This window comes from Aeromonas sp. DNRA1, from assembly GCF_963888745.1.
Classification (GTDB): domain Bacteria; phylum Pseudomonadota; class Gammaproteobacteria; order Enterobacterales; family Aeromonadaceae; genus Aeromonas; species Aeromonas hydrophila.
Genome location: NZ_CAWPKQ010000002.1, coordinates 586,651 through 600,379 on the forward strand (window position 1 = coordinate 586,651; position 13,729 = coordinate 600,379).

The following is a 13,729-nucleotide window of genomic DNA, read 5'->3' on the forward strand; positions in this document are numbered from 1 at the left end:
CCATCCGCTTGCCCACTATTTCGCCGATGCCACCCGCTTCGCCCCTCCTGGTCCCCTGCCGCGTCGTCAGCCCTGTATGAAATGCCGCCACTTGGGCAAGGCGGGCAAGGGCAAAGCCTCGGGCTGTGATCCCGGCGCTGTTAAAGCGGCGGCGGCTCGCTACACTGGCTGCTCTGTTGCCCAAGGAGGCCCCATGACTCACAAGATCATTCTGGATACCGATCCCGGTATCGATGACGCCATGGCAATTCTGTTTGCCGAAGCCCACCCCGCCATCGAGCTGCTCGCCATCACCACCGTATTTGGCAATGCCACCATCGAGAACGGCACCCGTAACGCCCTCTGGCTCAAGCAGCAATACGGCATGAAGGCGGACGTGGCGCAGGGGGCGGCGGCCCCGCTGCGGCGCGAACCTGTGGGCCCGACGACCGTGGTGCACGGGCCGAGCGGATTTGGTGACGTGACGGCGGGGGAGGTGACCCTGGCGCTGGATCCCCGGCCGGCCTGGCAGTATATCGTCGAGGCGGTGAAGGCCGCGCCCGGCGAGATCACCTTGGTCACCATAGGTCCGCTCACCAACCTGGCGCTGGCGCTGCAAGAGGCCCCCGAGATCACCGGCCTGGTGAAGCAGGTGGTGGTGATGGGGGGCGCTTTTGGCGTCAACGGCCATCGCGGCAACGTGACTCCCTATGCCGAGGCCAACATCCACGACGATCCGGATGCCGCCGACCGGGTGTTCACCGCCGACTGGCCGGTGGTGATCATCGGGCTGGACGTGACCCAGCAGAGCTTCTTCAGCAGCGCCTATCTGGATGCACTGCGCGACGATGCGGGGGAGCCGGGGCGCTTCCTGTGGGATGTGAGCCGCTTCTACCTGCGCTTCTACTCGGAACGGATCGGGCTCGACGGCTGCCACGTACACGATCCATCTGCCATCGCCTACGTGATCGATCCAACCCTGTTCACCCTGCGCGAGGGGCCGGTACGGGTCATCAGCGAGGGGCCCGCCATCGGTCACACCCTGCAGAAATTTGACGGCAAGTCCCACCCCCACGACGGCTGGGCCGATTACCGTGCCCAGCAGGTCGGGGTGGCGGTGCGGGATCAGGCGCTGCTGGCGCTCTATCGGGAGACGCTGGTGGCCTGGGGCCGCAGCCGTTAGTGGGCTCGGCGAGCGGGGGCCTTGCGGCCGGGATTGAGGCGCGGCTGTGATCCGCGCCAAACAATCGGGGGCCAGTTGCGGCTTATACTGTCCGCAACCGTGTGAAGAAGGAGAAACAGGATGGCCTGGTTGTCGTTGCTGGTGGCGATCGCCCTCATCTGGTGGTTGATGAAGCTGGGGCGTGGCCCCCTGTTCGAGATCCGGCTTGCGCCCGGCAAGGTGCAGGTCAAGCGGGGCAAGGTGTCGCCGGCGTTCATCGAGCATGCCAGGCAGATCCTGCGCCACGAGACGGTGCGCGGGCGCATCCTGGGTCAGCGCGATGGCGATGGGGTCAAGCTGGTCTTCTCCCGCTCCATCCCCGAACCGGTGGCCCAGCGCTTTCGCAACATCTTCCCCTATGGCGATTACCGGCTGGGGGCGGTGCCGCTCTCCGGCTCCAAACCGCGCAAGGGGTGAGTCATCACTCACATAGCAAACGGGCCTCCACTGGAGGCCCGTTTCGTTATGGTCGGCGTGACTTATTGGTGCAGGGCGCGCTGGGCCTTGACCGTCTCCGGCTTGATGGCCACCCCTTCATTGCCCCAGGAGGCGCGCAGGGTGTTGACCAGCTCGGCGATCTGTTGATCGTTGAGGGTCCAGCCATAACCCGGCATGTGGTAGCCGATGTTGCCCTGGGTGACCGGGGTCTCGGCGCCGTGCAGCAGCACGTTGAGCAGGCTGCTCGGATCCTCGGCCAGCACGGTCTGGTTGCCCACCAGCGAGGGGATGACGTGGTCATTGCCCTGACCGTTGACCCCGTGGCAGGTGGAGCAGTACATGGCGTAGTCCGCCTTGCCACCGGCGCTGGCGTAGGCCCGGTTGCCCTTGCTGACCGCCGCGTCGTCGTCGAGTTCGGTCAGGTAGGTGGCGATACTGGCCAGATCCGCGTCGCTGAAATACTGGCTGCTGTGCGTGATCACTTCCGCCATGGGGCCGCTGACGGCCTGATGCTGGCTGCGCCCGGTCTTCAGCAGGTCGATCAGCGCCTGCTTGTCGTAGCGGGTGCCGCGAATGTTGGGGGCATACCAGCCATCCAGGGTGGCGCCGCTCAGATAGAGGGGATCCGCCTCGGTCAGGGCTTTTTCCTGCATGCCGAGCCCGCGCGGGGTGTGGCAGCTGCCACAGTGGCCCGCCCCCTGCACCAGATAGGCGCCGCGATTCCACGCCTCGCTCTTGCCGGCCACCGGGGTAAAGCGACTGTCATCGTGATAGACCCAGTTCCAGCCGTTGAGAGGCCAGCGCATGTTGAGCGGCCAGGGGATGTCGCTCTCCTTGTTGGCAACAGCCTGCGGCTGCACATCCTGCATCAGGTAGTGGTAGAGGGCGGTGAGATCCTCATCGCTCATCTTGGCGTAGGCGGTGTAGGGCATGGCCGGGTAGAGGGGATCGCCGCTGCGGGTGATCCCTTCGCGCATCACCTTGATGAACTCGGGCAGGCTGTAGTTGCCGATGCCGTGGGTCTTGTCGGGGGTGATGTTGGTGGCATAGACGGTGCCGATGGGGGTGGGGAAGCCCTTGCCGCCGGCCAGCGGCTTGCTCGCCTCGCTGGTGTGGCAGGCGGCGCAGTCCCCCAGCTTGGCTACGTATTCGCCGGCCGACATGGCAGGCGCGGCCTGCAGGGTGAAGGCGGGCAGGGCCAGCAGCACGGCGCTGGCTGTCAGGGTCAGGGTACGGATCATTTGGCACCTCCCTTGTGCATGGCAACCAGCTCGTTGACGGCGCGCCAGGCTTGATCGATGGCGGAGTGGGCGTAGGGGCTCCAGTCCGAGTCAGAGTTGGCGATGGTGATGTTGCCGACCGGCTGGCGGCCCAGCTCGATCCACTTGTCGCATTGCTCCTCGTCATCAAACAGGGTGTTGGTGATGTAGGAGTAGCCGTGGGACCAGCGGTTGACCGTGATGGCGAGGATATCCTGCTCATGGTTGAAACCGGCGCCGCCCAGCATCCCCTGCAGCTGTTCGCGGATCATCTGCTCGTGCTGCTCGAACGGCATGCCGAGGATCATGGCGCGCCCCTTGCGGGACTGCTCGCGGGCCGAGAGGCCGCTGCCCGGCAGGGTCGGCACGTAGACCATGTGCAGACACATGGGCTGATCCGGGTTCTTGGGATGCTCGTAGCCACCGAGGTTGACCGGGTAGTCGAGCTTGACCCGGCTGTAGGGGGCAGCGGGGGAGTAGACCTCGTGCACCCCCAGCTTGACGAAGGACTGCCAGTTCTTGATCACCACCTTGGTGTAGACCAGCGGCGCCTTGACGTTCTGGCGCAGCGCCTCCTTCTGGGGCTCCGGCATCTCGGGCACCATGTAGGGGATCATCATGTTGTAGCCGGCCATGATGGACTGCCTGGCTCGCACCCGGTGCAGTTTCCCCTCCTTGATGTAAGTGACGTCCACTCCCTGTTTGCCGTCTTTGAGCGGCACGTTTTTGGCCTGCAGCGCCGTGCTGCCAAGGCGCAGCTGCACCTTGTGCTCGGGCAGGTCGAGCTTGCTGTAGTCAAACTTGGCCAGCACCACGTCCTGCATGGTGTGGCCGGGGGCCACCTGCGGGATGAGCTTGCGCACCATCAAGCGGGTCAGGCCGGCGTTGCCGTCCGGGAAGTGGAAGATGTAGGGATCGTCCAGCTCCGCCTGCTCCTCGGCATCGAGCGGGGTCAGGTTCATGCCGCCAAAACCGGGCAGGGCGCACAGACGTGCATCGGCGCAGGCAGTGGCGTCGATGCCGACCGCCTGGAAGTCGTTGGTGCGTTGCTGGAAGTAGGTGATGGCCCGCTCGCTCAGGCCCACCTTGTCGCGCAGGAAGGTGGTGTAGCTGTTGCGGGTCATCCAGAGGTCTTTTTCCGCCTGGGTCATGCCGCTCAGGTAGTCGGTCTTCTCCTCGTGCAGCGCCAGCAGGGCCGCCTTGTCGGCATCATCGAGCGGGAAGTCGCCGATAAACTCTGTCAGCGGCCGGCCGTTCAGGCGATCGCGCGGGATGTCGTCGGCCACGTTGTGGCCCGGGTCACCGCTCACCACCTTGTTGACGCCAAAGTGCTTCTCATCGAAGTAGACGCCGCGGCTCAGGCCCAGATCCGGGTAGAAGGTCTGCTGGAAGCCTTTTGCCAGCTCGTCGATGTTGACCTCGAGTGCCTTGAGCAGCCCCAGTGCCACCGGGCTGTAGACAGAGCGCGGCGATTGCAGGGATTCGCTGCCGCCGTAACCCAGCCGCAGGCCGTCGGGGGTGGTGAACTCGTTGCGCTTGGCGTGGCCACCGAAGTCGTCGTGGTTGTCGAGCAGCAGGATCTTTTTGTCCGCGCCGAGCAGTTGTTGATAGAAGCAGGCGGCCGCCAGACCGCTGATGCCGGCGCCGACGATCACCAGGTCATATTCGCCCTCGAGGGGAATGTTGGCGAAGTCATACTGTTTGCCGTCGCGGGCGATGCTGTGGGCCGGTTCGAAGGAGCCCGGGTGGTTGCCGCGCAGCCCGGTGAGGGCGGGCGGGTAGACCAGCGTTTTTTCAGCCAGTGCCGTGCCGCCTTCGGCCGCTTGCAGCAGCTTGATGGGGGCGACCCCGGCTGCAATGGTGATGGCGACGCCGTTGAGAAAGTCTCTGCGTGTGATGCTCATGGCAATCCCTGTGTATGAAGAGTTGAATGAGAAATGGGATAGGGTTGAATTCGTGACTGGCGAGTAACGAAGGGGCGCAACCTACCGCCATATCCGGATGGAGTCCATGGGTTTGATAATAACTTATTAAACAAAATGATGGGTCATGTGATCGATGGGAATGATGAGATGCGTAGAATATGCATGTTTGCAGGCAAAGCCGCACCAACATCATGGAATTAATTGAAACTTAATTTGATTAATTATGGTTAATTTCGAGTCCCTGCGTTGTCCGGTCATGAGCGACCAATGTGCACGGATATCAGCCTGAAATTTCGCCGGCTAGCCACAAAGGGGTGTCATTTATCCTTGCCAAATAAAGGGTTAAATCGCTGATTGTCTGTTTAATAAACAGATGCAGGGTGAAATAAAGCCAGCTGGTGATTGATTTGTGTCGAGTCGGTTTTGATAAATTCCATGACGTCAAGGCATTAACATGCAACACACAGAAATCGCAATCCAAACACAAGTGAGGGATTAATTTTTCATGTTGTTCACATACCCCCCGGTTGAAATAGAATGCCGCGTTTTTCTTACAACTTTAGCCCTGCGAAGATGAGGACATTGCATGAGACCTTTTGATGTAAAGAGGGGCTTGGGCGCTTTGCTGTTGCTCGCGACTGCCGGCTTGCTGAGCGGCTGCGACATGGCTCTGATGAGCCCCAAGGGACAAGTTGGTCTGGAGCAGAAGTCACTGATACTGACCGCACTCGGCTTGATGCTGATTGTGGTGATACCGGTGATTGTGATGGCGGTGGCGTTCGCTTACAAATACCGAGCGTCCAACACCAAGGCCACCTATGCACCGGACTGGGCCCACTCCAACAAGATTGAAGCGGTCGTCTGGACCGTACCCGTCATCATTATCGCCATCCTGGCGGTGATCACCTGGAAAACCTCCCATTCTCTGGATCCCTACAAACCGTTGGAATCCGAGGTGAAACCGATCCAGGTCGATGTCATCTCCCTTGACTGGAAATGGTTGTTTGTCTATCCGGAACTGGGCATCGCCTCGGTCAACGAGCTGGCATTCCCGGTCAACACCCCGGTCAATTTCCGGGTGACGTCCGACACCGTGATGAACTCCTTCTTCATTCCCCAGCTGGGCGGCCAGATATACGCCATGGCGGGCATGCAGACCAAACTGCACCTGATCGCCAACGAGGCAGGCCAATACAAGGGCATCTCGGGCGGCTACAGCGGCGCCGGTTTCTCCGGCATGAAGTTCAATGCCATCGCGACGCAGGATCAAGCCGGCTTCGACGCCTGGGTTGCCAAGGTGAAGGCCTCCTCCAAGGCGCTCAACACCATGGATGAGTTCAATGCCCTGGCCAAGAAGAGCGAAAACCACCCGGTGGAGTATTTCGCCAGCGCCGATCCCAAGCTGTTCGTCAACATCATCAACAAGTTCATGGGCGACATGAAGCACGGCGAGCACGCCGCCATGCAACACGGCGAAAAGCAGGCCGCGATGTCCCATGACGAGTCCATGAGCCACGAGGGGATGGAGCATGATGCCTCCATGAACCACGCAGGCATGGAGCACGGCGACGCCATGCACCATGAGGCCCAGGGCGAGCAGATGGACCACGCCGGCCACATGCCGGCCGACAAGACTGTGAAAGCGGGTACTAACTGATGTTTGGAAAATTAACACTCGACGCTATTCCGTACCATGAACCCATCATCATGGTCACGATAGCCGGTATCATTCTGGGGGGCCTGGCCGTCGCCGGGCTCATCACCTATTTCGGCAAGTGGCAATATCTGTGGAAAGAGTGGCTCACCTCGGTGGACCACAAACGCCTCGGTATCATGTATCTCATCCTCGGCATGGTCATGTTGCTGCGCGGCTTCGCCGATGCGGTGATGATGCGTACCCAGCAGGTCATGGCCTCGGCCGGTGGCGAGGGCATACTGCCACCGCACCACTACGACCAGATCTTCACCGCCCACGGCGTCATCATGATCTTCTTCGTGGCCATGCCGCTGGTGATCGGTCTGATGAACATCGTGGTGCCGCTGCAGATCGGTGCCCGTGACGTCGCCTTCCCCTTCCTGAACAACCTGAGCTTCTGGTTCACCGCCGCGGCCGTGGTGCTGATCAACGTCTCCCTCGGGGTCGGTGAATTCGCCCAGACCGGCTGGCTGGCCTATCCGCCCTTGTCGGGGCTGGAGTTCAGTCCGGGGGTCGGGGTCGATTACTGGATCTGGAGTCTGCAGATCTCGGGTCTGGGGACCCTGCTGACCGGCGTGAACTTCTTCGCCACCATCATCAAGATGCGCGCCCCTGGCATGACCATGATGCGCCTGCCGGTGTTCACCTGGACCGCCCTGTGCGCCAACGTGCTGATCATCGCCTCCTTCCCGATCCTGACTGTCACCATCGCCCTGCTCACCGCAGACCGTTACCTGGGTACCCATTTCTTTACCAATGACATGGGTGGCAACATGATGATGTACATCAACCTGATCTGGGCCTGGGGTCACCCCGAGGTGTACATCCTGGTGCTGCCGGTATTCGGGATCTTCTCCGAAGTGGTGGCGACCTTCTGCAAGAAGAAGCTGTTCGGCTACACCTCGCTGGTGTGGGCGACCATCGCCATTACCGTGCTCTCCTTCATCGTCTGGCTGCACCACTTCTTTACCATGGGGTCGGGCGCCAACGTGAATGCCTTCTTCGGCATTACCACCATGATCATCTCCATCCCGACCGGGGTGAAGATCTTCAACTGGCTGTTCACCATGTACCGCGGTCGCATCGAGTTCACCTCACCCATGCTGTGGACCGTTGGTTTCATCATCACCTTCACCGTGGGTGGCATGACCGGGGTACTGCTCTCCGTGCCGGCCGCCAACTTCGTGCTGCACAACAGCCTGTTCCTGATCGCCCACTTCCACAACGTCATCATCGGCGGCGTGGTGTTCGGTTGCTTCGCCGGCATCACCTACTGGTTCCCGAAAGCGTTCGGCTTCAAGCTGGATGACACCTGGGGCAAGCGTGCCTTCTGGTGCTGGATCACCGGCTTCTTCGTCGCCTTCATGCCGCTCTACGTACTGGGCTTCATGGGCATGACCCGTCGCGTCAGCCAGAACATCGATCCCGAGTTCCACGGCTGGCTGGTGGTGGCTGCCTGCGGCGCCGGTCTGATTGCCCTGGGCGTGCTGTGCCAGGTGATCCAGATCGTGGTCAGCATCCGCGACCGCGAGAAGAACCGCGACCTGACCGGCGATCCCTGGGGCGGTCGTACCCTGGAGTGGTCCACTTCCTCACCGCCTCCTTTCTACAACTTCGCCATCGAGCCGAAGATCAAGGGACTGGATGCGTTCTGGGAAGCCAAGCAGGACGGTTCCGCTTATCAGCAGCCCAAGCACTATGACCCGATCCACATGCCGAAAAATTCCGGTGCCGGCGTGATCATCGCCGCCTTCAGCACCCTGTTCGGCTTTGCCATGATCTGGCACATCTGGTGGATTGCCATCGCCGGCTTCGTCGGCATGATCGCCACCTGGATCATCCACAGCTTCAACGACGACGTGGACTACTACGTGCAGGTTGACGAGATCGAGCGGATCGAGCGTCAGCATTTTGAAAATATCAACAAGGTGGCTTAATTCCATGGCGACTGACGTTCTACATCACACCCAGGGTGCCCATGAGGATGGGCACCATGATGCCGGTGCCAACAAGGTATTCGGCTTCTGGATCTACCTGATGAGTGACTGCATCCTGTTCGCGACCCTGTTCGCGACCTATGCGGTCCTGGTCAACGGCACTGCCGGGGGGCCGAGCGGCAAGGACATCTTCGAACTGCCGTTCGTGTTTACCGAAACCATGATGCTGCTGCTGAGTTCCATCACCTTCGGCTTCGGCATGCTGGCCATGAACAAGAACAAGGTCGCGGCGGTCAACACCTGGCTGTTCATCACCTTCCTGTTCGGCGCCGGCTTCATCGCGATGGAGATCTATGAATTCCATCACCTGATTGCCGAGGGCTACGGTCCGGATCGCAGTGGCTTCCTCTCTGCCTTCTTCACCCTGGTGGGCACCCACGGGATCCACGTGACCAGCGGTCTTGTCTGGATCATCGTGATGATGGTGCTGGTAGCCAAGAAGGGGCTGACCGATCGCAACCGTACCCGTCTGATGTGCCTGAGCCTGTTCTGGCACTTCCTCGACGTGGTGTGGATCTGCGTCTTCACCGTGGTCTATCTGATGGGGGTCATGTAAATGAGTCATTCCGTTGACAATCACGGCGCCAGCCACGGCAGCGCCAAGAGCTACCTGATCGGCTTCGTGCTGTCCCTGATCCTGACCGCGGTGCCGTTCTGGATGGTGATGGACGGTTCCGCCTCCCACACTACCGTGCTGGCCACCGTGGTCGGCATGGCGGTGGTGCAGATCTTCGTGCATCTGGTCTACTTCCTGCACATGAACACCTCGTCCGAGGAGCGCTGGAACCTGGTGGCACTGATCTTTACCGTGCTCATCATCGCCATCGTGGTCGTGGGTTCCCTGTGGATCATGTACAACCTCAACATCAACATGATGGTTCACTGAGCAGGTTGGCAATGATGATGAAGCAATACCTGCAAGTGACCAAGCCGGGCATCATCTTCGGTAACCTCATCTCGGTTATCGGAGGATTCCTGCTGGCCTCCAAGGGGAGCCTGGATGTGCCCCTGTTCATTCTGACCATGGCTGGTGTATCACTGGTGGTCGCCTCCGGTTGCGTGTTCAACAACTACATCGACCGGGACATCGACTGCATCATGGAGCGCACCAAGAACCGTGCTCTGGTGAAGGGTCTGATCGCCCCCGGCGTATCGCTCTGGTACGCCACCGCGCTCGGCATTGCGGGCATTGCACTGCTCTACTTTGCGGCCAATCCGTTGGCCGCCTTGCTGGCGGTGCTGGGCTTCATTGTCTATGTGGGGGTCTACAGCCTCTACATGAAGCGTCATTCGGTCTACGGCACCCTGGTCGGCAGCCTCTCCGGCGCCGCGCCGCCGGTCATCGGCTACTGCGCGGTGAGCGGTCAGTTCGACTCGGGCGCCTTGATCCTGCTGGCGATCTTCAGCCTGTGGCAGATGCCGCACTCCTATGCGATCGCCATCTTCCGCTTCAAGGATTACCAGGCGGCCAACATCCCGGTACTGCCGGTGGTGAAGGGGATCCCGGTGGCCAAGCTCCATATCACCCTCTACATCCTGGCCTTCATGGTGCCGACCCTGATGCTGTTCCTCGGCGGTTACGCCGGCTACAAGTATCTGGTGGTGGCCACCGCGGTCAGCGTCTGGTGGCTGGGAATGGCGCTGTCTGGCTACAAGGCGGCGGTGGATGACTCCCTCTGGGCCCGCAAGCTGTTCATGTTCTCCATCGTCACCATCACTTGCCTGAGCGTGATGATGTCGGTGGACTTCCAGCCGGAGGCCGAGCCTGCGGTGCTGGTGAGCATGCTACCCTAAGGTGCATACCTGTCATGTTCCGTGTTGTGATGCGACGCGGGAAAATCAGTAGAATCCAGAGCCGGGAACCTTCCCGGCTCTGTTATTATGGGGCCGCCCCGTCGGGCACTTTTCCCTTGTGTCGGGTGTGGCATGGCGCGTGTCGGCCACCCCTTGAGTCTCCCTTTTCCCTGACCTATCGAGGCCATCATGAATGATTTCACCATGACGAGGGGCGAGCGCCGTGCCACCTGGGCGCTCGGCTCCGTCTTCTCGTTGCGCATGCTCGGCATGTTTATGGTGCTGCCGGTGCTGACCACCTACGGCATGTCGCTGGCCGGTGCCTCCGAGGCGCTCATCGGCCTGGCCATCGGCATCTACGGCATGACCCAGGCGCTGTTCCAGATCCCGTTCGGCCTGCTCTCCGACAAGGTGGGCCGCAAGCCCCTCATCGTCGGCGGCCTGCTGATGTTTGCCCTCGGCAGCGTGATCGCGGCGCTCACCCACTCCATCTGGGGGGTGATCCTCGGCCGTGCCCTGCAGGGTAGCGGCGCCATCTCCGCCGCCGTGATGGCGCTCTTGTCGGATCTCACCCGCGAGCAGAACCGCACCAAGGCGATGGCCTTCATCGGGGTGAGCTTTGGCATCACCTTCGCCATCGCCATGGTGACCGGCCCCCTCATCACCCATGCGCTGGGGCTCTCCGGCCTGTTCTGGCTGATCGCGCTGCTGGCGCTGGGGGGCATCGCCGTCACCCTCTGGCTGGTGCCGACCCCGAGCGGCCACCTGCTCAATCGCGAGTCCGGCATGGTGAAAGGGGGGATGCGCACCGTGCTGACCAACCCGCGCCTGCTCAAGCTCAACTTCGGCATCCTCTGCGTGCACACCCTGCTGATGTCGAGTTTCGTGGCGCTGCCGCCGTTGCTGGAGCGCGCCGGTTTGCCCCGCGACAGCCAGTGGCAGGCCTATCTGGTCACCATGCTTATCGCCTTCGTCAGCGTGGTGCCGTTCATCATCTATGCCGAGAAGCGCAGAAAGATGAAGCGGGTGTTCCAGATCTGCGTGCTGGTGATGTTTATCGCCGAGCTGGTGCTCTGGCAAAGCGGCCTGCAGCTGTGGGGCCTGCTCGCCGGCCTGCAGATCTTCTTCATCGGTTTCAACGTGATGGAGGCGCTGTTGCCCTCTCTTATCAGCAAGGAGTCGCCCCCCGGCTACAAGGGCACCGCCATGGGGATCTACTCCACCAGCCAGTTCATCGGGGTGGCCATCGGCGGCAGCCTCGGCGGCCTGCTCTACAGCCTGGGCGGCGGCCCCCTGGTGTTTGGCGGTTGCGCCGCGCTGGCCCTCGTCTGGCTCGGGGTCAGCCTGACCATGGCCGAGCCCCCCTATGTGAGCAGCCTGCGCATCGTGTTGCCGGAAGGGGTGGAGGCCGACACTGCGCTCGAGCAGAAGATCCGCGCCTGCGAGGGGGTGAGCGACGTGCTGCTGGCAGCTTCCGAGCGCTCCGTCTATGTGAAGGTGGACAGCAAGCGCCTGAGCCGGCGCGATCTGGAGTCGCTGGTCGCCGCCTGAGGACGCCTGCCGGCATGAAAAAGCCCGCCAATTCGGCGGGCTTTTTGTTGGGCAGTATTCAGCTGGATTGTGCTCAGCGGGACTGTGTTCAGTAGGGGTGAGCTCAGTCTGCCTGGCAGCGCTGCTCGGCGGGCAGGCTCGCGCCATCTCCCAGCAGCAGGGTGCTGAGGGCCGCCTGGGCGCAGCGGGAGCTGCTGAGCTGGCCATGCTGGTTGCTCTGCGCCACCTGTACCAGGCGGGCGGCGCTGCCAAAGGCGGCCTGCATCTGGCGGGCACCGGCGAAGGGGGTATTGGGATCGTACTCGGCGCCGAGCACCAGGGCCCTGGCATCATCCGGCAGCCTTATCTCGCCGGCGCCATAGTTGGCGATGGGCTGGCGCGGATAAGGCCAGTCGGCGCAGGTGTTGAAGCTGTTGGCCAGCAGCAGGGCGCCGGCCCCCTGGAAGACGGCATCTTCCGGGTCCAGTGTTTGCCAGCCATAGGGCTCGCTGTTGTCGGTGCAGTGGATGGCGCTGAAGAAGGGCATCTCCAGCAGCGTTGAATAGGGATTTTCGTCAGCCTGCTCCTTGGCGAGGCGGGCCAGCAGGGGTCCGGCATCGTCCTGCTGCCAGAAGGCGAGCTGATCGTCGCGCCGGCTGCCGCTGATGGCATCGCTCATCACCGCCTCCCAGCGGTCGCGGTCGAGCACATTGCCCTGGTTGTCCACATAGCGGTCGTTGTCGCGAACCTGCTGGGTCACCGCCATGCTGCGCTGCAGCGCCTGATCCCCGAAGCGCCAGGCCAGGATGCGATTGGCATTTTCGGCATCGCCACGGAAGATGGCCGGGTAGCGGCTCTCGGTGGGGGACATCGGCGAGTCGACCACCAGATTGGCCACGTGGCTCGGGTAGCGGGCGGCATAGAGGGCGGCCAGGCGAGTGCCGTAGGAGAAGGTGATGGGGGTGATCCGCTCGCGCCCCAGGTGCTGGCGCAGGCGCTCCATGTCCTCGACCACGGCCCGCGAGCCCAGGTGCGGCGCATGCAGCCGCAACGGCTCGTCGCAACGCTCCAAGAGGGCCGTGCTGAAGGCCTTGCCCTGATCCGCCCCGCTCTGGAGCGCCGGCAGGGCGCCCTTGTCCCGGCTGGCGAACAGCTGGGCGAGCTGCGCCGGGCTCATGTCTGGCCGCACCCCCTGCTTGTCGGTCAGCAGGCAGCTGCGCAGTTCGTGGCCGAGGGCGCTGTAACCGGCCCCGCGGGGATCCAGGGTGACGATGTCGTAGTGCTCAAGGATGGCGGGATTGGCGCTGCGCAGCAGGTCGAGCAGAAGGCCGAGATCCGGGGTGGCTGAGGTGGGGCCGCCTGGGTTGTAGAACAGAGTGCCGCGATAGTCGCCGCTGGCGCGATAGTGCAGATAGAAGATATCCAGGGTGTCGCCCTTGACCGTGCGGGTCTCCTGTTTGACATGGGGTCGGACGGGCTTGTCCGACCAGGAGGAGAAGCGGGGGCTGTTGTCGGCGAAGAGGGCGCTGTCGGCGCGTGCAGCGGAGCGCTTCTCCCACTTGGTATCCTTGATCTGGACCCACTCTTTGTCGTAATCGAGCGGCACCGTCAGATAGTGGCAACTAACCTGACTGGCGGGAATGGCGATGCCGTCCTCCTGCCAGCCCTGGCGCAGCTGTTGGCAGACCTGGCCGGCGTCATAGCCGGCGCGAATATGGCGGGCCTGGAAGGGCTCTTCTTTTTTTTCCAGATTGCAACCTGCCAGCAATGCCGGTGCCAGCAGGGTCATGAGCAGCGTGTATTTCATTGTCTATTTCCATTTATCTAGCCTGAACCCCGAAATAGTACGGGGACGGGCCGACCGGATGGCAGCCGGAAGTTGTATGGAA

Annotated in this window: 11 protein-coding genes; 8 read left to right on the top strand and 3 right to left on the bottom strand. The window is 62.1% G+C overall.

From position 1 onward, the window contains the following. Window positions 1-193: 193 nt before the first annotated feature. Together AACQ43_RS08675 and AACQ43_RS08680 are read left to right on the top strand one after the other, a co-directional pair. Entirely contained in the window at window positions 194-1,162 is a 969-nt protein-coding gene (locus AACQ43_RS08675; protein WP_168966986.1) for a nucleoside hydrolase, read from the top strand. A 120-nt stretch (window positions 1,163-1,282) separates the two neighbouring features. Then, a complete protein-coding gene (locus AACQ43_RS08680) occupies window positions 1,283-1,618 on the top strand; it encodes a DUF3634 family protein (protein ID WP_168966987.1) in 336 nt (111 codons plus the stop codon). A gap of 62 nt (window positions 1,619-1,680) precedes the next feature. Here AACQ43_RS08680 and AACQ43_RS08685 read toward each other — a convergent pair whose 3' ends face one another. Beyond that, window positions 1,681-2,880 (bottom strand): c-type cytochrome, encoded by a 1,200-nt coding sequence (locus tag AACQ43_RS08685; RefSeq protein ID WP_146061592.1) that lies wholly within the window; start codon window positions 2,878-2,880, stop codon window positions 1,681-1,683. Further along, window positions 2,877-4,802 carry an NAD(P)-binding protein gene (locus tag AACQ43_RS08690; protein ID WP_168966988.1) on the bottom strand — a complete coding sequence of 642 codons (1,926 nt, stop codon included), beginning with the start codon at window positions 4,800-4,802 and terminating at the stop codon, window positions 2,877-2,879. Before AACQ43_RS08690 ends, AACQ43_RS08685 begins: the two co-directional genes overlap by 4 nt. Before the next feature lie 634 nt (window positions 4,803-5,436). Here AACQ43_RS08690 and cyoA point away from each other — a divergent pair. The 6 genes from cyoA to AACQ43_RS08720 all read left to right on the top strand — a co-directional run bounded on the left by cyoA (window position 5,437) and on the right by AACQ43_RS08720 (window position 11,861). Continuing rightward, a complete protein-coding gene (cyoA, locus tag AACQ43_RS08695) occupies window positions 5,437-6,480 on the top strand; it encodes a cytochrome o ubiquinol oxidase subunit II (protein WP_391484800.1) in 1,044 nt (347 codons plus the stop codon). Then, on the top strand, window positions 6,480-8,456 hold the full coding sequence (gene cyoB / locus AACQ43_RS08700) for a cytochrome o ubiquinol oxidase subunit I (RefSeq protein WP_168966990.1): 1,977 nt from the start codon (window positions 6,480-6,482) through the stop codon (window positions 8,454-8,456). Before cyoA ends, cyoB begins: the two co-directional genes overlap by 1 nt. Window positions 8,457-8,460: 4 nt before the next feature. Beyond that, window positions 8,461-9,072 carry a cytochrome o ubiquinol oxidase subunit III gene (locus tag AACQ43_RS08705; protein ID WP_168966991.1) on the top strand — a complete coding sequence of 204 codons (612 nt, stop codon included), beginning with the start codon at window positions 8,461-8,463 and terminating at the stop codon, window positions 9,070-9,072. Next, on the top strand, window positions 9,073-9,402 hold the full coding sequence (locus tag AACQ43_RS08710) for a cytochrome o ubiquinol oxidase subunit IV (protein WP_005302933.1): 330 nt from the start codon (window positions 9,073-9,075) through the stop codon (window positions 9,400-9,402). Between the two features lie 11 nt (window positions 9,403-9,413). Continuing rightward, window positions 9,414-10,310, top strand: coding sequence for a heme o synthase (cyoE, locus tag AACQ43_RS08715; protein WP_005302932.1), 897 nt, complete (start codon window positions 9,414-9,416; stop codon window positions 10,308-10,310). Window positions 10,311-10,499: 189 nt separating this feature from the next. Beyond that, entirely contained in the window at window positions 10,500-11,861 is a 1,362-nt protein-coding gene (locus AACQ43_RS08720) for an MFS transporter (RefSeq protein WP_168966992.1), read from the top strand. Between the two features lie 103 nt (window positions 11,862-11,964). Here the strand turns inward: AACQ43_RS08720 and AACQ43_RS08725 are convergent, their stop codons facing one another. After that, window positions 11,965-13,647, bottom strand: coding sequence for an alpha/beta hydrolase (locus tag AACQ43_RS08725; RefSeq protein ID WP_168966993.1), 1,683 nt, complete (start codon window positions 13,645-13,647; stop codon window positions 11,965-11,967). Between the last annotated feature and the right edge of the window lie 82 nt (window positions 13,648-13,729).

Bases quoted from the DNA above. Each gene is read 5' to 3' on its own strand.
- AACQ43_RS08675 (WP_168966986.1), top strand. From the start codon at position 194: ATGACTCACAAGATCATTCTGGATACCGATCCCGGTATCGATGACGCC.
- AACQ43_RS08680 (WP_168966987.1), top strand. From the start codon at position 1,283: ATGGCCTGGTTGTCGTTGCTGGTGGCGATCGCCCTCATCTGGTGGTTG.
- AACQ43_RS08685 (WP_146061592.1), bottom strand. From the start codon at position 2,880: ATGATCCGTACCCTGACCCTGACAGCCAGCGCCGTGCTGCTGGCCCTG.
- AACQ43_RS08690 (WP_168966988.1), bottom strand. From the start codon at position 4,802: ATGAGCATCACACGCAGAGACTTTCTCAACGGCGTCGCCATCACCATT.
- cyoB (WP_168966990.1), top strand. From the start codon at position 6,480: ATGTTTGGAAAATTAACACTCGACGCTATTCCGTACCATGAACCCATC.
- AACQ43_RS08705 (WP_168966991.1), top strand. From the start codon at position 8,461: ATGGCGACTGACGTTCTACATCACACCCAGGGTGCCCATGAGGATGGG.
- AACQ43_RS08710 (WP_005302933.1), top strand. From the start codon at position 9,073: ATGAGTCATTCCGTTGACAATCACGGCGCCAGCCACGGCAGCGCCAAG.
- cyoE (WP_005302932.1), top strand. From the start codon at position 9,414: ATGATGATGAAGCAATACCTGCAAGTGACCAAGCCGGGCATCATCTTC.
- AACQ43_RS08720 (WP_168966992.1), top strand. From the start codon at position 10,500: ATGAATGATTTCACCATGACGAGGGGCGAGCGCCGTGCCACCTGGGCG.
- AACQ43_RS08725 (WP_168966993.1), bottom strand. From the start codon at position 13,647: ATGAAATACACGCTGCTCATGACCCTGCTGGCACCGGCATTGCTGGCA.